The 17,709-nt window shown below is 60.6% G+C and carries 10 protein-coding genes; 5 read left to right on the top strand and 5 right to left on the bottom strand.

The features are described 5' to 3' along the window. Positions 1 to 104: 104 nt before the first annotated feature. A complete protein-coding gene (locus tag IPM54_30785) occupies positions 105 to 848 on the top strand; it encodes a hypothetical protein (GenBank protein ID MBK9264174.1) in 744 nt (247 codons plus the stop codon). Between the two features lie 190 nt (positions 849 to 1,038). Here IPM54_30785 and IPM54_30780 read toward each other — a convergent pair whose 3' ends face one another. Beyond that, entirely contained in the window at positions 1,039 to 1,410 is a 372-nt protein-coding gene (locus tag IPM54_30780; protein ID MBK9264173.1) for a hypothetical protein, read from the bottom strand. A 2,301-nt stretch (positions 1,411 to 3,711) separates the two neighbouring features. Here IPM54_30780 and IPM54_30775 point away from each other — a divergent pair. After that, a complete protein-coding gene (locus IPM54_30775; protein ID MBK9264172.1) occupies positions 3,712 to 4,794 on the top strand; it encodes a sigma-54-dependent Fis family transcriptional regulator in 1,083 nt (360 codons plus the stop codon). A gap of 60 nt (positions 4,795 to 4,854) precedes the next feature. Here the strand turns inward: IPM54_30775 and IPM54_30770 are convergent, their stop codons facing one another. The 3 genes from IPM54_30770 to IPM54_30760 all read right to left on the bottom strand — a co-directional run bounded on the left by IPM54_30770 (position 4,855) and on the right by IPM54_30760 (position 14,076). After that, positions 4,855 to 8,130 (bottom strand): collagen-like protein, encoded by a 3,276-nt coding sequence (locus IPM54_30770; protein MBK9264171.1) that lies wholly within the window; start codon positions 8,128 to 8,130, stop codon positions 4,855 to 4,857. Positions 8,131 to 8,223: 93 nt separating this feature from the next. Beyond that, positions 8,224 to 11,610, bottom strand: a complete 3,387-nt coding sequence (locus IPM54_30765) for a protein kinase (protein ID MBK9264170.1) — start codon at positions 11,608 to 11,610, stop codon at positions 8,224 to 8,226. Between the two features lie 48 nt (positions 11,611 to 11,658). Further along, positions 11,659 to 14,076, bottom strand: coding sequence for a fused MFS/spermidine synthase (locus tag IPM54_30760; GenBank protein ID MBK9264169.1), 2,418 nt, complete (start codon positions 14,074 to 14,076; stop codon positions 11,659 to 11,661). A 136-nt stretch (positions 14,077 to 14,212) separates the two neighbouring features. On the opposite strand from IPM54_30760, the gene IPM54_30755 reads away from it, so the two are divergent. Both IPM54_30755 and IPM54_30750 read left to right on the top strand, forming a co-directional pair. Then, positions 14,213 to 15,397: a hypothetical protein gene (locus IPM54_30755; protein ID MBK9264168.1), complete on the top strand. Its 1,185-nt coding sequence runs from the start codon at positions 14,213 to 14,215 to the stop codon at positions 15,395 to 15,397. Positions 15,398 to 15,419: 22 nt separating this feature from the next. Beyond that, positions 15,420 to 16,100, top strand: coding sequence for a DTW domain-containing protein (locus IPM54_30750; GenBank protein ID MBK9264167.1), 681 nt, complete (start codon positions 15,420 to 15,422; stop codon positions 16,098 to 16,100). Between the two features lie 21 nt (positions 16,101 to 16,121). Here the strand turns inward: IPM54_30750 and IPM54_30745 are convergent, their stop codons facing one another. Beyond that, positions 16,122 to 17,012 (bottom strand): hypothetical protein, encoded by an 891-nt coding sequence (locus IPM54_30745; GenBank protein ID MBK9264166.1) that lies wholly within the window; start codon positions 17,010 to 17,012, stop codon positions 16,122 to 16,124. Between the two features lie 226 nt (positions 17,013 to 17,238). On the opposite strand from IPM54_30745, the gene IPM54_30740 reads away from it, so the two are divergent. After that, positions 17,239 to 17,697 carry a TerB family tellurite resistance protein gene (locus IPM54_30740; GenBank protein MBK9264165.1) on the top strand — a complete coding sequence of 153 codons (459 nt, stop codon included), beginning with the start codon at positions 17,239 to 17,241 and terminating at the stop codon, positions 17,695 to 17,697. Positions 17,698 to 17,709 lie beyond the last annotated feature (12 nt).

Genomic DNA, 17,709 nt, shown 5'->3' with positions numbered 1-17,709 from the left:
CGGAGAAGCAATGGAGCCCGATCGGCGTGCAGATACACAACCACACATCGCGTCGGGGGAGGTTATGAAATGCGCATCATGAGTTTTCTGGAGGAGCAATGAGCATGCGATTGCCCGTCGAGCGCGTGGAATGTGTCGTTTGGGGAAAGTTGTCGTCAGACGAGCGAACGCGGCTTGCAGACGATGTGTACGCTTTGTGGAACGAGATTGCCGCGGGAATGAGCAAGTCGGATTGGGTCCAAAGGCATCTTTTCGACGATACCCGCTTGGTCATGGGTTTTGGCGAAACGGGCGAATTGGCGGGGTTTGCCAACATCAACTCGTACACGCTCGGCGCTGGCCCGCGCGAGCACCTGGTATTGACGAGCGGCTTGTTCTACCGATTGAAATATCAGTCGTCACGCAGCCTGCAATTTCAGTGCGTCCGAGAGGCACTCGAGATCATGGCCGCTCATCCGGGACGCCCCATGGCCGGCGTGGCGGTGGCGACCAGCCCCCTCGCATATGACCTTGCAGCGCGCATGTTGCCACGCGTCTATCCGCACCCCCGTTTGGAACCACCTCCGCATGTGCTGCCCTTGCTTCACGAGCTGGCCCAAAAGCGCAACCTGCCCATCGATCCCGCAAACCCCTGGGCGGCGCAGTTTCCGGTTCACGTTGCTGATGCCAAAGCTGTCGAACAGTCCCGCTCGTATCGACGCGGTAGTCCGTTCATCTCGTGGTATTGCGAGCAAGTGCCAAATTGGGCAGAGGGGCAAGCGCTGCCCTTGTGGGTCCCCATCGATTTCAAGAATGTGGTGGGTGTTTTTTGGAACTTGCTGCGGCATGGAGCGCGGCGGGCTCGATGAAGCGCACGAGGCTCGACCCGCGTTCGCAGCGCGTTTTCATAGCGCTCTGCAGCCGAACTGTGGTGTGAACGGGGATTTTGGAGTGATCGAGAAGGCGGTATTTATCCTGAATAGGCTTCGGACGACGAGCGGCTGGCGATCATTGTCGGGGGGCTATCCAGATTGCCTGCATGGGTCAGGCCAGCGACGCTCAGAACCCCGTATAGCGCAAGAAGTAGTCGGGGCGCTTTCCGTTGAAAGCGCCGCTCCACCAGCCGCTCTTGTAATTGCTTTCCGCGACACCTGTCGAAGTCTGCGAACCGATGAAGACGCCAAGGTCCGGATCGAGCACGATGCCGATGTGGCCCGGCCAATGGACCAAGTCGCCAGCTCGAGGCGTGTCGACCCGTTGGAAGGAAGGCGAATTCACAAAATCGTCGGCGCGCATGTTCGGAATGTTCGGCGCGACCGTGCCACGCAGAACCGCGAGCACAAACTGGTTGCAAACCATGTCCGAATACGCGATCTCGCGTCCGACCATGCGTTCATAGTTGCGAGCATACTGGGCGACTTCGTAACTCATCAGGTTTTCCTCCGTGCGTGGATGGTGAAGACTAGATCAACGAGGGTCGAGAGAAAACAACTTTTTACGGCTCGGCTGAGGATACTTCGATTACGCGGCGCATTATCGGTTGCGGCAATCTCGTTCCAGTGCGGCTGATTTGCATTGGTGCTGTAGATCCGCGCGGCAATCGATGCATCACGCGAGCGGTGGGGTGCTGTAAAATCCCGCGAATGTTTGGAATAGGCGCTGTGATTTGGATGCTTCCGTTTCGTGTCCAAACCGCAAATTGGACATTTCCGTTCAGCTATCGAAAGAGGCGCGCTGGTGTGGCTCCATCATCGTGACGAGATACGCCGTGAAACAGGCCGATTTCGATTGATGGTTCGCGTGAACGGATGACGATGTCGCTTGCGGAAAAACGGAAGTTCGGATATCCGAACGACGATGCAAGACCGAGTCGTTTGGACGGCCGAGCGTATCCGAAACTTGCGTGGCGAACACAGCCGCGCCACGTTCGCGAAGCTACTTGGAGTGACCGAACTCACGGTGTACCGATGGGAGTTGCCTGATGGTGCACCGGAAGCTCGGCGCCCGCGGGGCCTCATCAAGCAGCGCCTCGATGGTTACGCCGCTGGCACGGAGCACGCTTTGCCTATCCAAACACCGGCGCTCGTGCAAATGGAAATGTCCAAACCAGCTCCGGAGCCTGATCCGGACCTTCATGCCGCCGAAGAAATCGGGCCGGAGGACATGGCGGAACTGCTTCCGCCGCTCGAAAGGCTCATGCAGGGTGATTTTCGCCGCGCCGAATCGGCCCTCATCACGCTTTTGTCGTCGAATCGATTGGAGGCAATTTCGAGCCGCATTCTTGCAACGCAAGCCGTGGCCCGTATTCAGCTCTGGGCACGGGCGGACGTTTTCGCTGCATTCACGACGTTGACTCCGCTTTTGTTCGATGCCGAAACGGGGGCGTTACCCACGTTCGTCGAAGCGGAAGTGTACATCACGGCCGCGCTCGTTTTTGGCGGCCTGGATGGGCGCATTTTCGATGTCGGCAAGATGAATAGTTATATCGCTCGTGCCGAGCGTGCTTTGCCTCGCAATGCGGGTACGGAAAGCCGTTTTCTCTTGTGGATGGCTCAAGCCATTGCGGCCTTCGTGTCCAACGAACCGCCGCTCGTTCGTCGCGTGCTCGCACGCGCGAGCGATTTCGAGCAGGATCTATCGAGCCCCTTGCTGCGATTTCATGCCGAGGAATTGCGTACGGTGGCATGTTATGTCGACAGTCGTCCGCAGGATGCTCCGAAGCATTTGGCCGAAATGCAGCGGCTCGCGATCGAAGGATCGTTTCATTACTTGCATGCGCGGTTTTTGTCACAGGCCATCTTGTCGCAGATCGATGACGGCATCGATCCCGAGACCGTGCTCGCACACGCCGAGCGCGCCAATGCGTACGCGACGCAAGCGCGCGCAGTCCCAGGTTGGCATTCGCTTTTTCTGGCATACGCGACGGGAGAGGCCAATGTACGCCTCGGGCATTTCGATGCGGCGCGGGTCGCACTCGAGGAAGGCATCCAGATCGCTTGCGATTTGCGCTGGTCTTACGGGAGCATGCCGCTGCTCCTCGCAAGAATTCTCGTGCTCACCGGACAGGAATGCGAGATACGGCCGCTCGGCCAGAAATTGCTCGAAGCCGAAACCGTCACCTTTGCCGATGCAATGCGCCACGTGGCTGAAATGGTCCTCGCCATTGCGGACGCGCTCGATGGAGTGGAGGTATCTCATGCCGTCGATCGGGCGGATGAATCAGCGGGCGCGATCCACGATTCGGGCGTGTGGACGTTTTTGCGTCGAATGGTGATGCTGGGCAATGCGACGCTCGCCATGTTCGCCGGGGACGAAGAACAAGCAGCAAGGGCGCTTCGGAGGGCCGAGAGAACGCTCGACACGGCGCCTTCGGTATGGGGATCGGCAGCTTTGCGCTGGCTACGCGGGCTCCTTGCGTATCGCGAGGGCAAATTGCACGAAGCGCGGACGCTGCACGAAAGCGCGCTCGATGCCTTCACACTCGCTCATGATCGATTGCAGATTGCGCTCGTGACCTGGACGCTTGGCGCCGTTCTCGCGGACCTCGACGCGCCCAATGCTTCTGAAATGGTGGCATCGGCACATGGCGCGCTCGAAAAACTCGGCGTGACGTGCCGCCCGAAAGTCCACACGAAACGGAAAAGAAGCCACGCTGGGCGCAACCTGCCCATCGAGGAAAACGAAACGCTGGCGCGGGTGGTCGGACCCATTGCTCGCTTGTCGGTGCGCGGGATGGGGCCCGAGCTGCTTCATCGCGAAATTGTCGAATGTTTGCACGAGCTTTTTCCGTCGGCCACCGTGCGGCTCGAAGAAATCGATTCGCGTGGCGTCTCCGCGATTCGACACGAAATGGGGAATTCCACGGCAGTGGCGTCGGAGAGCATCGAATTCGGCGATGGCACGGGGCGCCGCTTCCGCTTGAGTCTCGCGGGGCGGCTTTTGCCAGATGCTCGCATGGTCCTTGGTACCGTGGCGAACGTCGCAAGCTTGGCGCTCGAAGTGGCCACGCTGCGAGGCTATGTCGATCGGGCGCCGCCGCCCCCCGCCGCCGAAGGCGATGTCCCGGATATGCCCGAGTTCGTCTCGGCATCCTCCGTGATGCGGCGGCTCAAGGCGGACTTGGCGCGTTTGTCGAAGTCGCGTGCGAACATCATCATCACGGGCGAATCCGGCTCCGGCAAAGAAGTCGTGGCGCGCGCCATTCACGATTTGTCGCTCCGTGCAACGCGTCCTTACGTTGCATTCAATTGCGCCGCGGTGCCTCGCGACCTCTTCGAGGGGCAACTTTTCGGATATCGGAAAGAGGCGTTCACGGGAGCTGCAACCGACCAGCCGGGCGTCATTCGCGCGGCCGAAACGGGCACGCTATTTCTCGACGAAATTGGGGAGCTACCGCTCGACGTCCAACCGAAGCTGCTTCGATTTTTGGAAAACGGAGAAATCCTTCCACTTGGTGAACGCAAACCCGTACGCGTCGACGTACGCGTCGTGGCTGCAACGTTCCGCGACTTGGAGAGGCTCGTGCGCGAGGGCAGTTTCCGCGAGGATTTGTTTTATCGCTTGCAGGTCGTGCCGGTGCACGTGCCGCCGTTGCGCGAACGCCCCGAGGATGCAGTTGCCCTTGCGCGCCATTTCCTTCAGCGCTTCACGCCGCAGGGCCACGAGCCACCGGTGCTCGCGCCCGACGCGATCTCGGCGCTCACGACGTATGCGTGGCCTGGAAATGTGCGCGAATTACGAAACGTCATCGAACGGGCACTCGCATTCGACCCCATTCCAACCGTGCTCACATCCAGTGCGCTTCGATTTGGATAGGTTTGGTCACTCATTTGGATATTTGGAAGTGCCGCCTCTGCGTGTCGTCTGCAAAGCCATCTAGCCCCTGTTCGCCCTCGCCACGAGCTCTTCGCAACGCTCCTCGAGCAGCAGGGCTTCGCGCGCGCTTGCCGCTCGCTTCATCATCACGCGGCGTTTACCTGCAAGCTGCTGGTCTTTGCTCCGAGCCTCGACGTATTGCCCACTAGAAATGATGCACGATTTCGGGTCGCGCAAGACGTTGGTGCTTCGTTTGAAAGCTGGATTCGAAAGCGGCGCGAGGAAAAGGTCACGCGCATACGAGGCGCAGTTGCCGAGCCACTCTTGCTGCTTTTTTGCCTGCTTGTATTTGTTGGCGAGCGATTTGCGTGCCGTTTCGACAGCGATTTTGGCGACGCGAATTCGCTCCTTCCCCTCGGGTGACGTGGGATCCGTACCTCCAAAAACCCGCACGATACACTCGCTGATCAAATCGAGCGTCACGCCGCGCATTACCGGCGCCCGCCGCTCGAAAAGAAAAGGCGGCACGTATTCCCAAGCCCGCACTTGGCTCGATGCAAAAAAGTGCATGCTCGACAAGATACGCACGAGCGCTGCTTGCGCAGGAACCTCGGGCAAACCCTTGATCGACGAATACAGCTTGCCCGAGACCTCGCGCATGCAAACGAGCGCTGCGCGGAGCGACCGCGGCGTCATGCCTTGGCACCACCCATGTCGCAAGAGATCGACCTGCTCTTCGACCAAATCGACGACGATTGCACGAAGAAGGATGTCTTCGAGCGCTTCCGTCGAAGCCTCGGATTCGCCTCGAATGGCGGATTTTGCCGACGTTTGCGTGAGAAGCTCCAACCGCCCGAGCTTTTCGGTAAATGGCAACGCAAGGACGAAATGCATGACATTGTCGTGCTGGAGAATGCCATTGATTTGATCTGGCTTGGGGCCTGTCATCGAAGCCGCCGAAATGGATGCCGGTACTCCGTCGAGCGAGCGATGGATCGATATGCGACCCATGTCCCACCGTGACGCCACGATGTAATCTTTCACGAGCTTTGGCTCGAGCTCCCACACGAGCACGTGACGGCGGCCCGGGTAGAGTCGCTCGAGTTTTTCATGCAATGACAGCGCTCGCTTCCGAAGCGCCTTTTCGCTCGGGAAACCCAGGCCAAAAATGGACCATTTTGTTATTTCGAGCTGATGTGGCGCGTCGCCCACCGACAAGGTATGCCGAGGTTTGCCCTTCTCATGCACGAGGTACGTCGATCGGGCGGGGACGATGGCTTTGGACTCGGCGCTCTCGAACGTGGGGAGCAAAAAGCGCTCGAAATTGAACGTTTCACCAACGACATGAACGCGTCCGCCGGATGCGCACAAATCGAAAAGCTCGCCTTTGGCAGCGTAATGGATGGATTTGCGTTCGCCCTTGGCCGTATCCATGAGTTGATTGAGGAAAACGACGGTGCGATCGCGAAGTTTTTCGATGAACGTGCTGTCCTGTCCTCCGAGATCGAATCCACCTTCCAACGAAAGATCGTAGATGGAACAGGTCAAACCAAGCGCCGAACATAGCCGTTGCCAAGCCTCGACTTCTCCCGCTTCCGTGCGATTGTTGACGACGAGCAGCACATCGCCGAGACTGCGCCGATCGAAAGGACGCGAAACACGGACGTCGAAAGCCCGATATTGAATCGGCTTCGGTCGCGAAGGATCCGAAATGGCGCCGAGCTCGAGCGAAAGCCACATTCGCCCCGCGCGATAAAATGGCGCTTTTTCCGAAATGGCAATGACTCCTTCGATGACGATGGATTGTCCAGGCAATAGTTCGGGAATTTCCCGTGCAAACCCTCGAGACAGTGGAACGCGCGCGCCGGTGTCGTCGAAAAAAAGAAGATCCTCGTCGCCCAGTTCGCTCTCGTGAAAGAAGAGTCGGAATGTAATGCGACGTCCGAGCTGCGAATTGGCCCCGTACGGGCGAGTCGACGTATTCGTGATCCGAAACCGAAGATGTGCAGCTTGTCCAGGGCCGAGCGAATAGAGCGTTTCAATGGGGGACGATTCGATGGGAAATCGAATCAAAAATCGCCCGAGCTCGAAACTGCGCGCATTTTCGTATGCGGAAAATTCACGCCGCACGTCGGGCACGTAGGCTCTGTGCCTCACGACCTCTTCTTGCGCGAGCGGATCCGATGGTTTCGATGGGTGAAATGCACCGAGTTTGGCCGTGAGTTTTTCCGTAGCAAAGACGTGACGCTTTCCAGGCCCAAGCGAAAATGGCACGACGAGATGTTGTTTTTCAGGTATGATCCAGCCTTGTTCCCGGAGCGAAAGCTGCACTTCTCGCGTCGCTGGCGTCGGCATCGAGCCGACGTTCATCACCTCGATGTTCGTAATGTGTATGGATTCTTCGGGCTCGTAGATGCCATCGTCATTGTCGCTTCGATGCTCGAATCCGAGGAGCCGTAATTCGTACCGATCCGGATATGCAGCGGTTTCGCCATTGTGCGTAACATGAATCACGAAACTGCCATTCGATCCGGCTGCGCCTGGGGTCAGGTATGCGGACCCGGGCATGCCGCGGTTGCCCGATCGTCCGGACGAACCTCCCGGATTGGAATGGTATGTCGTTCGCGTTTGGGTGTCGCCATTGCTGTCGGTATACGATTCGGTCTCCGTCCACGAATAGGAGCTGCCTCCAGAGCCGCCCGAGCCGCCCGAGCCTCCGGCGCCATTCGATCCGGGCGCGCCGCCGGGTCCTCCTTCGACGCCTTGCCTGACGAGCATCAACAAATGCGTGTCCTCTTTGGCGACTTCCACGACGATTGCGCCGCCCGAGCCGCCACTCGCGCCGCTCGATCCATTGCCGCCACGCCCGCCATCGCCTCCAGGTCCGCCGTCGCTGCCGCTCGAATATCGACTTGCATCGCGACCGCTCGATCCCGTCGCGCCGTCGCCGCCGCGTCCTCCGTCTCCGCCGCGTCCTCCGAGGCCTCCACGCGCCACGAGATCGATGAAACCGGCGTCGCCCATGGGAACCGCAAAGCCCAGCAGGCTGCGATGGCCGTCGGCCGTCGTGTATTTGCCTCCAACGAGGACGCTTGCGGCATTCGATGCATCGGGGCTCAAGACCGCGTGAATGATGCCCGCGTGTTGCCCCGGTTCAGCGGGGCCGGCATGTCCGCCGGACTGGCCGTCGGCACCTGAGCCGTACCCGTCGGCTCCACGTCGCCCAGGTGCACCGGGCATACCTGCGCGTCCGGAAACATCGATACGAGTGAGCGAATCGCCTGCGGGCGCATGTGCGATTTCGGGCTCCTCCCGAGCGCTCGAACGATAAGCCATGCGCCGAGGTTCGCAGAATTCATCCGCGATGTCGAGAGTGTTCGCCGGGGTTGCTCTCGTTGCGGCTCGGGACCGACCGATGGAAGCCGTGAATCAAGCCGTTTGCGCGTCTTTTTCCGCCAGCTCCCAATCTACGTGAAACCGCCGGATCTGTTCGTCGTCGCTCGCCGTGACGAAGCGTCCTGGGCCGAGCACCGCAACGTCCCAAATCGTATGCGTGTGTCCTTCGACGACGGTCAAACATGCGCCATTGCGCAAATCGAATATTCGTACCGTCTTGTCGAAACTCCCGGTCACGACGTGATGCTCGTCCAAGAAATCGAAACACGAAACGGAGGCGCCGTGGCCCTCGAGCGATAGAACATGCTTTCCCGACGCGAGCTCCAAAACGTGCAGCGCATTGTCCGCACAACCATAATGGATGTGCCCATTGCGTACCCGGATTGCGGAGATCGATCGCGAACCGGCAATCGCGAACCCCGTGAAATCGCGAATGAAAGCTTGTGCGGGTTCCGGCTTTCGGTTGTCGTCCGAGTTCCATTCGCCGGGAAGAAAACCGCTTTCGGCGGCTTTCGCGATGTCCCATGCAATGAGGTGACCATCGTAGTCACCGGTCAGCAATCGATCATCACCCGCAAATGCGAGAGCATTCGTCCAGTTTTCGGGCCCGCGCACCGTTGCGATTCGTTCGAGGTCATTTGCGCGAAAAACATGGGCGTGGCCGTGATCGTCGAGCGCAGCGACGAGGCTTCCCTGCGGGCCACCGAATGCAACATCCGACACGTAGCCTCGAGGCACGGTCGACGTGCGCATCGGGCCGCCCGCGAGATCGACGACGTGCAGATGCATGTACGTGCCGATTGCAAGGAGCCCGCCGTCCATTGAAAAGGCAAGCGCACGCGATGAAAGCTCGTCTTCCGGAAATGCTATCTCACGCGCGCGCTCGGGCGTGCCTTGCGAATCGAGCTTCCAAACGATCACATTTCCCTTTTCGTCCGGCGCTGCGAGAAAGCGGCGCGAAGGATCGAGCGCAAACCCGGACGACGCATCCACCTTACCCCAACGATCGACAGGCCAAACGGCTCGCACGCCAATGCGTTTCGCGCGCTGCGCGATACGCTCCCAATGCGCGAGCACATCCGGCGCGCGCTCGAAACCTTGCGCGTCACGTGCCCGCTTTGCTGCTGCGAGCGCTGCATCGATACGGCCCTCATCGAGCGCTGCGGCAGATTCGGCAAGCGCTGCGTCGACAGCCTGGCGTCCTGCCGCAAGCTCGCGTGAACGGCGCGGCAATGCCACCATCGTGGGCGCGGGTGCGGGCGCCTCGATGACGTACCGCCGCACCATGCCGGACCAATCCAATGTCACGAGCTCCCCATTCGATAAGAATACCGCTTCCGTGAGCATCGCCGGCGCTTCGACCGTGCGCATGCACCGGCGTGCAGCGAGGTCCCAGAGCGACCAATGCAATCCCTCGTTGCAAACGGCCCACTTGCCATCTTTGCTGACCGCGACGACGCTGACCCACGATTGCAAGTCGCGCAGCGCGCCGAGCTGCTCGCCCGTTTCGAGGTCGTGCAGCGTGACCTGTTGATCGCCTCGACCCACCAGAAACGTCGCTCGATCGCCGCCAGGCACGAATGCGAGGCTATACGGACGCGACGAAAGTTTCAGGCTGCGCAGTGTTTCACCGCTATTGGCATCGATGTAATGCAAAACATCGTCTTCGCCACCCACGAGGAGCGTTTTGCCATTTGGTGTGAGCGCGGCGCACATGATCGAATTGTCGTCGGCAAGGGACAACCAATCCCCCACCATTTTCGCGCTGCGCTTGCCGATGGACCACGCGCGAAACGTCCCGCTGAGGCTCCCGGTCCACGCGCGTTTTTCATCCGCGGACAATACGAGCGTCGATAGTTTGCCCGGCTGTTTTTTTTGAAAAACGCGTCTGCCCGTTTCGACGTCGTGCGCGGCAAAAACGCCGTCCCAACCCGTCGAATAGACCCGCCGGCCGTCGCGCGTGATCGCAACGCCGAAAACGTATTCCGCATGGGCGCGTATGCGATGCTCGCAGCGGCCGCTCGAAAGGTCGAAGATGCCAATCGAGCCATCGCGCGCGCCGACGACCACGCGCCGTTCATCGTGAGACAGCGCGAGCGCATCCGCGGTGAGGCCGCACGCGCGAAAGCTGCCGACTTCGCGCACGGCATCTCGAACGGCACGCGATGCGCGAGCGACCGCGCGCGTGCCGCGAACGGCGCCTCGAGCATGTTCGGCGACGCGGTCGAGCACCAACCACGCACCTTTTTCGTCGCCGCGTTCAATTTGAATCCATGCTTCCAGCAGTTTGGCTTGCCAATCGGTGCTTGCGGAGACGGCTTGCCTCACGCGATCGAGCGCCCCGCGATCCGTCGTTTCGCCTGCCCTCCACGCGAGGAGTGCATCGTTGAAAACGGCTTCGGGATGGCAAGGATCAATGGCGAGCGCTTCGCGAAGGAGCTGCCGCGCTTCTTCTCGTGAATCGAGGTCGAGCAGCGATACGGCGCGATTGTTGAGCGCATCGGCGCGCATCTCCGCGCCCATGGGCGGCTTGCGCGCGACACCTCGGCGCTCCAGCAATGCGGCGAGCTCGGCGGCGACTTCAACGGCCTTGGGGCGTGCCGACGGTTTTTCCGCGAGCATGCGACGAAGCAAATCGACCGCATCGATCCACGGGCCATCCGCCTTGTCGAGCACGGCTTCGGCGGATCCTGGTTGCCATGGCGCTCTGCCAATCAATGTTTCGAGCAGCGTCAGGCCGAGCGACCAGATGTCCGTGGCGCGCGTAATGGGCTCGCGTTTGCGGCGTTTCGATGATTGTAACGTCGCCAATTGCTCGGGCGATGCATAAAGCGGCGTCATCCCGACGACCGTTGCGACCATGGTGCCATTGCCACGAATCGCAGGCAGCTTGGCCGTGTCAATCTCGTTTTTTCCAATGGCAGCGATCCCGAAGTCCGTGAGCTTTGCGCCGTGTTCATCGAGCAGCACGTTGGACGGCTTGACATCTTGATGCACGACGCCCGCGGCGTGCGCGTGTGCAAGCCCGTGAGCGACGTCGAGCGCAATGGAAAGGGCCTGCGTAACGAGCGCTTCGGTTTTTGCGCCGCCTTTGAACGAGCCGCGCTCGATGGCGTCGGCGAGCGACCCGCCTTCGACGAATTCAGTGAAGATGACCGGCGTATCGGCAAACGTACGCACGTAATGGCACGTGACGACGTGCGGATGGTTCGGCAAGCGGATCCATGTCTCCGCTTCGCGGCGCAAGTGTGGCAAGCCCCCGGCCGACGCGACCGTGGCTGGCAAAGGAACCTTGGCGGCGAGGTCGATTTCCCAGACGCGATGCCGGATTCGAACAACCTCGCCCATGCCTCCGCGTCCAAGAGGGCCGACGACTTCGTACAGTGCTTGAAATTGTGAATCCGCGAGCGGTGAGCGCATGGCCGCACGAGCTTAACAAAAACTGGGAGGGCTTCGCATCAAGAAAAATTACGGCCCCATGAGCGCCGCAATCGCCTTCGAGTCCCGATATTTTACCAGGCGCGCGACCATCTCTTCCCGACTCATCCATGAAAGCACGTTGCCCCGCGGCGTCGAATACTCGAGCACCAAGTTGTCATCCGTTGCGATGAGCGATTCCTGGGGAACGCCAGCCTCACGCGCCGCGTCCGCGATGAATGCGTCGATTCCTTCCCGCGTGACGAGCACATCGCCATGAAGCGTCGCCAAGCGCCGCCCGGGCCGCGCAGAATCCTTCATTTGTGCCTGCAACTGGTCGAGCCGCGAGCGCGACCCCACGAGCGGCGCATTCGATGCCACCAAAATTCCCTGTCCACCACCATAAAAGAGCACCACGTGCGCAAACTCCAAACGTAACGTCCGAAGCACCGTCGCCAAGTCCTTCGCATAAATGTGATGAAGCTGAATCCATTGCTGCAAGATTCCATCATCCGCCAGACGCGACTTTACCAATTGATAAAATTCACGACTGTAAAGGCTCGAAGCGCCGGCAAACCATACGCTCGTCAGCTCGATCCCGACGAGATCGTACTTGTTCTCCGACAGCAATAGGTGATTGCGCCCGTCTGCAATGTGAAGCGATACGCGACCATCATCGAGCGCGCTTGCGCCGATAGGACCAAAGTATTTGCGCGCTGCCTTCACGATCGCAGGCGATATTTCTGCGACATCGATATGCTCGAATGGATAAGCCGCAATCGTGCCCAGCGTCGTGCCCGTGCCGAGGCCAATCACGAGCGCCCGGCCGAGGCGAGGTGTGAACATCACCGGGTAATGCGCGAAAAATCGCTGCGCATGCACTTCGTCTCCGTCGTTGCCTTGAAACTTGCCATTCGTGAGCAGCGTGTGCACGCCATTCTTTTCCTCGACCGTCGTAACGCCGCCTTGCACCTCTTCCTCGACGTACACGATATTTTCCGCCTGGCGACCATAATCGAAATACACGTGGTAACCACCCGTGAGCTCGCCAAGGTTCCACGCAGGGGCGCGCAAGCCAAAGGCGATGCCAATCCCAGCCAATCCAACCGCAATTCCGCGCGAAATCGTTTGTCCCAAGCTCCGCGTCGACGTCGTCAAAGCCACCACGACCGCGACGAGACCGAATGCAAACGCCACCGCCAAGAGCGCACGTTGCGATCCAAATGCCGGTAGCAATACGTACCCCGCGACCAGCGATCCGAACACCGATCCGACGGTATTGATCGCCGTCGCGCGCCCAACGCGAACGCCCGCGTCTCGCCGCGCAGCAATGCGTTGAAGCAAAAGCGGAAAGGACAATCCCATGAGCGTCGTCGGACCCACGAGCGCCACGAAGGCCGCCGTCGCTCGAACGAATTCACGCGCCTCGAACGTGGCCGCCTTCGACCCCATTCCTCGAAAAAAACCAGGCAGCATGTCCCATACCGGCAACGTCGCAAACAATGCGAAAGACGCTGCGGCAAGTCCCAGCGCCAAAGCTCCACCGCGGAAAAATCGTTCGACCACGGGAGCCAGCGAAGCGCCGAAAAAGAGGCACACGAGGAAAATGAATACGATGAGCCCAAATGCATAAGCGCTCGTTCCCACCACCAGCACGAGCAAATGCGTAAAGAGCACCTCGCACGCGAGCACCAGCGCACCCGACGCGAATGCGACGACATCCAGCGCCCACGCAGGCTGCTGCGCGTCGTCGGCGGTGCGCAATTCACCGTCGTTTTCCGTTTCGCCGAGTGGTTTGTTTTGGATATCGTGCGACCCACGCCGGCCCAAGAGGATGGCCACGATACCCACGACGCCGCTCGTCAATGCCGCCGCGAGCGTCGTCGTTCGCAAACCGAGCGCAGGAAGCACGACGTACGCCGAGCCCAGCGCGCCCATTGCGCCGCCGAGCGTATTTGCCGCATATAGAATCCCCAGCGCTCGCCGCCGACTTCGCGCATCCTGCCGCTCTTCCACGAGCCTCGCCAAAAGCGGCAGCGTTGCTCCCATCGCCGTCGTCGGCACGATGACCACGAGCATTGCAATGGCCCAGCGCAATATGCTCGAAAGCACGATCGACCCTGGAACCAGCCGCGCGAGCGCCACGTAAGCAGGCTCGATCAGCGCAAAACCCACAGGTGAAAGCGCGACGGCAATCGCCACGACGATTTCGATGACCCCGTACGCTCGAAGCGGCGACTGCGCGCGTTTGGAAAAACGACCGCCCAAGTGCGCACCGAGCGCAAGGCCCGTCATGAACGCCGCGAGCACGGCACTCACGGCTTGCGCCGTCGCCCCGACGACTTCAGTCAAGTATTTGGAAAAGCAGACTTGGTCGACGAGTCCCGCCGCGCCGGATGCGACGAACAGCAGAGCAACGGCGACAAGGGGCGTTTGTTGAGCTCGTTTTGCGTGCGGATGACTGGACACGCCGCGCAGCTTATCGAGCCAAGCTCAATGGGCCACGTTTTTGGCGCCTCCGCCGCACTTTCTTCGCGACCTTGCGCACCGCTTGCCCCACTTTTTCCTCGCGCGCATGTCGTTCGCCTCGTATATAGTCGCCCCGATGGGCAATCACCTCGGCGACTCGCACAACTTCGGTCGTCGCGTCACGGCGCGCGAAGGCTTCGTCGTGAAACCACGCACGCTGCTCTGGGAATCGCTGCTGCTCGCAGCCAATAGCCCCTTGCGAACGTTTCTCGCGGACGCTGCCGCGCGAGACGGGCTCGGCCCGAATGCGTTCGACTTCCTTCCCAATCTCGAATTTCGTTCCGCTCACGTGCGCAATGGCGGCGAAGTCGAGCGTATCCATCTCGAGCCGCTGCCTGCGCTTTCGATCGAGCGACGACGCGAGCTCGCATGCATCGTAGGTCGATCGCTCGCCTTGTGGAGCTGGCTCGGCGTGGCCGATTTGCATTGGGAAAACATCGTCATCGGTATCGATGGTCGCGGCCAAATCGTGTTCGCGCCGCTCGACATCGAAATGATTTTGGCGGACTTGTCACTGCCCACCGAAACGAAACTCTTGCCGGATGCCGATCCGGAAGTTGCCGCCATTTGCCGTCACGCAGCCGGCGTTCGGCGCGTACTCCCGTACCTTGGAAAGCCCGTGGATCCAGGCGATCTGGTCGCGATGGCCAGCACCTATGGCAGGTCGCTCGCCTTCTTCGACCGCCACGCCCGCGAAATCGCAAACATCTTCGATACCTTGCCCCAGTTTCGCGACGCCCCGATCCGCGTGTGCCTACGCGGAACCGATGAATACGTGCAAGCAGATTCCAAGTCGCTCTGGCCCCCGCTGCTCGATGCCGAAACCGAACAGCTCGAGCGCGGCGACATTCCTTATTTCTTCAGGCTCTACGATCGGCCGGGTATTCATTATTTCAGCAATCCCGACCTCACGCGCATCGAAACCCTGCCGCTCGAAGGTGACGTCCCGCAGCTCGACCCCATCCTGCAAGTGTCGCGCGGTTTTCGTTCACCCTCGCGAAAAAAGCTGCGCGAGGACGGCCTCTTCACGGTGCTCGGCGCCTTCGACCACAAATCCTTCAAGGGCACGCACACGCACGACGGGCTCGAAGTCACCTTTCGCCAGCGCTCGTTCGTCGTGAAGCTCCCCGATGGCGAGGAGCTCGAAACCGGGCGCAACCTCAGCGCGTTCGTGGGCAGCGTGTACCTGCCTTGCCGCTGTGGCGAAGTGCTTTCCGTTTTCGTTCCAAAAGTGACGCAGTGCGAAGCCATCCCTCGCTGACTCGTGCTAAGGTCGCGCCGCCGTGGAACAACCTGCCTGTGACGTTTGCCGACGACCTCGTGTCGCGTGCGTGTGCGATCGTATCGTCTCCTTCCCGACGGAGCGCCGAGTCCTCATCTTGCAACATCCGCAAGAGCAAGACGCCCTCTTGGGCTCGGCCCAAATCCTCGTTGCGAGCTTGCCGAAAGCCAAGCTCGTCATTGGCTTGAGCTGGCGCAATTTGGGGCATGCGCTCGGTGAAGAAGACGTCGACGCTCGAAAGTGGGCCGTCCTTTTCCCCGATCGCGAGGCCGAAGGCAATCAGCTCACATCGCGTCGCGGAACACCGCTCGACCCCAAGAACCTCGAAGGCATCATCGTGCTCGACGGCACCTGGTCGAGAGCCAAATCGCTTTGGTGGCGCAATCCATGGCTCAACAAGCTCAATCGGATGAGCCTCACGCCGAAGAACCCATCGATCTACGGCAGGCTTCGCGCGGAACCGCGGCGCGAGTACGTCTCGACGCTCGAATCCGTCGCCGCAGCGCTCACGACGTGCGGCGAATCTCCCGAAATCGAAGCCGGCTTGTCGCGCGTCTTTCGCACGCTCATGCAGCGCGTGCGCGACGCGAACCTTGCACCCGAAGAGCGACGATTACCAAAGCGAACCAGGCCCCCGCGAAAACCTCCAGCAGCAGAAGCACCGCCGCCCGAGAAAAAGTGACGCCGTCATCGACGCGTTTCGTCAAGGCTTCTTCGCCACGAGATCCTCGAACCTCGAATCACCTTCCAATACCCACGGGAATGCATCGCGCGTCGCATCTGCGACAGGGCCGTCATAACGATGGCCCACATTCGCGGTTTTGACGATCTTCGTCCGCACACCAGCATCCCGCAATCGCGTCATTGCCCATCGAGCGTCTTTTTCGCAATGTGGTTGCGAACAAACGAAAAGGACATGCGCTCCACCCGCTGCCCCCGCAAACGCTTTTACGACCTCCGGTTTCCACGACGCGTGACCTCCCTCGATCAGCACCAGCCTTCGAGCTCGCTCCGGTTTTCGCCCTGCCATCGTCACGCCTTGAATGGCCCCGAGCGAAAACCCCGTATACACGATGGGTCCTGGGTCCACGTAATCGGGATACGCTTTCGCCAATGCTTCGAGGCCCGCTTCGAGCTCACGTTCGAGCACGACATTGTTTTCGTACGTAAACCGCACGTCGTCGGGCGCTGGAGAATCCGGCCGCGCGATACCTCGAGGGCACAATACGAACGCGTGATTGCCCACGATGTCCCGCCAAACGCCGCATTGCCATTCGGCGCGGTCGTAATTGCCGTGCGTCGCCACGACAATCGGCCGGCGCGACGTCGTTCCGAGCGGCAGCGATACCACGGCGCTTGGATGACCCGGTACGGAAAGCTCCACGATGGCTGCGGTAGCTTCCAGCGCTCGCGGAGACGGTGGTGGGGCAATCGCGGATGCCGTGGGCGGTGGTGCAACGGATGCGGATGCCGCCGGCAGTGACGAAGGACGTGCGATCGGCGCAGGCTGCTCGACGCGACGGGATTCGCATGCCGCACCGAAACATGTCGCGAACACGGCGAGCGCACAGGCAGCGGCAGGGGAGTCGATCATGGTCACGTGGCTCGGATCCTATGGCACGGATTACACGTTCTCAAAGAGGTCCATGCTACCTTCTGACGTGCATCCAATCGAAACGATCCGTTGGGTATGGGGCCCGCTGGAAGGCCCCAGTAAACGTCTTGGCGCCTTGGCCCACGTGCGCGATGATTTTTTGATCGTTACACGCACTTGTCGACTGCGCGAACCTGGAGTAGGGGAGTTCGTCAAGGTGTACCAGATGAACTCGAACGCTCTTCTTCAGCCGGCCGTCGAAGCGCTCTGCAATCGTTTCCAATCGAGCGAGGCGGGCGTCGCTGCTGCCATCGATCTCGCCGTCCTCGTCGCTGCTGCCGACGGGCGCATCGATCCTGCCGAAATGGCCGCCCTCTCCACATCGCTCGAAGCGGCGACCAAAACGCATCTCGCGCCCACGTTCGTACGGCATCTCGTGCTGGCCAGTCGCCAGCAGATCGACGCCGCCGGTGCATCCACGCGCGCCAGGTTGCTCGGCGAAACTTTCGCGGCGCAGGGATGTGTCGACGAGGGGCTCCGCGTCGGGCTCCTCGTGGCCATGGCAAGCGATGGACTCTCACCCGTCGAACGCGAAAAAATCGAGCTCGTCGCGCAAGCAGCCGGCGTCTCACCCGAACGCCTCGACACCTTGTGCCGTCAGCTCGAGGCAACCCAGGACGCATAGCGCGCGTTTTTC

It is taken from the genome of Polyangiaceae bacterium (genome assembly GCA_016715885.1).
Lineage (GTDB): Bacteria > Myxococcota_A > Polyangia > Polyangiales > Polyangiaceae > Polyangium.
Note: the sequence above shows the minus strand (reverse complement) of the source record. Positions and strands in the feature narration are given on the sequence as shown.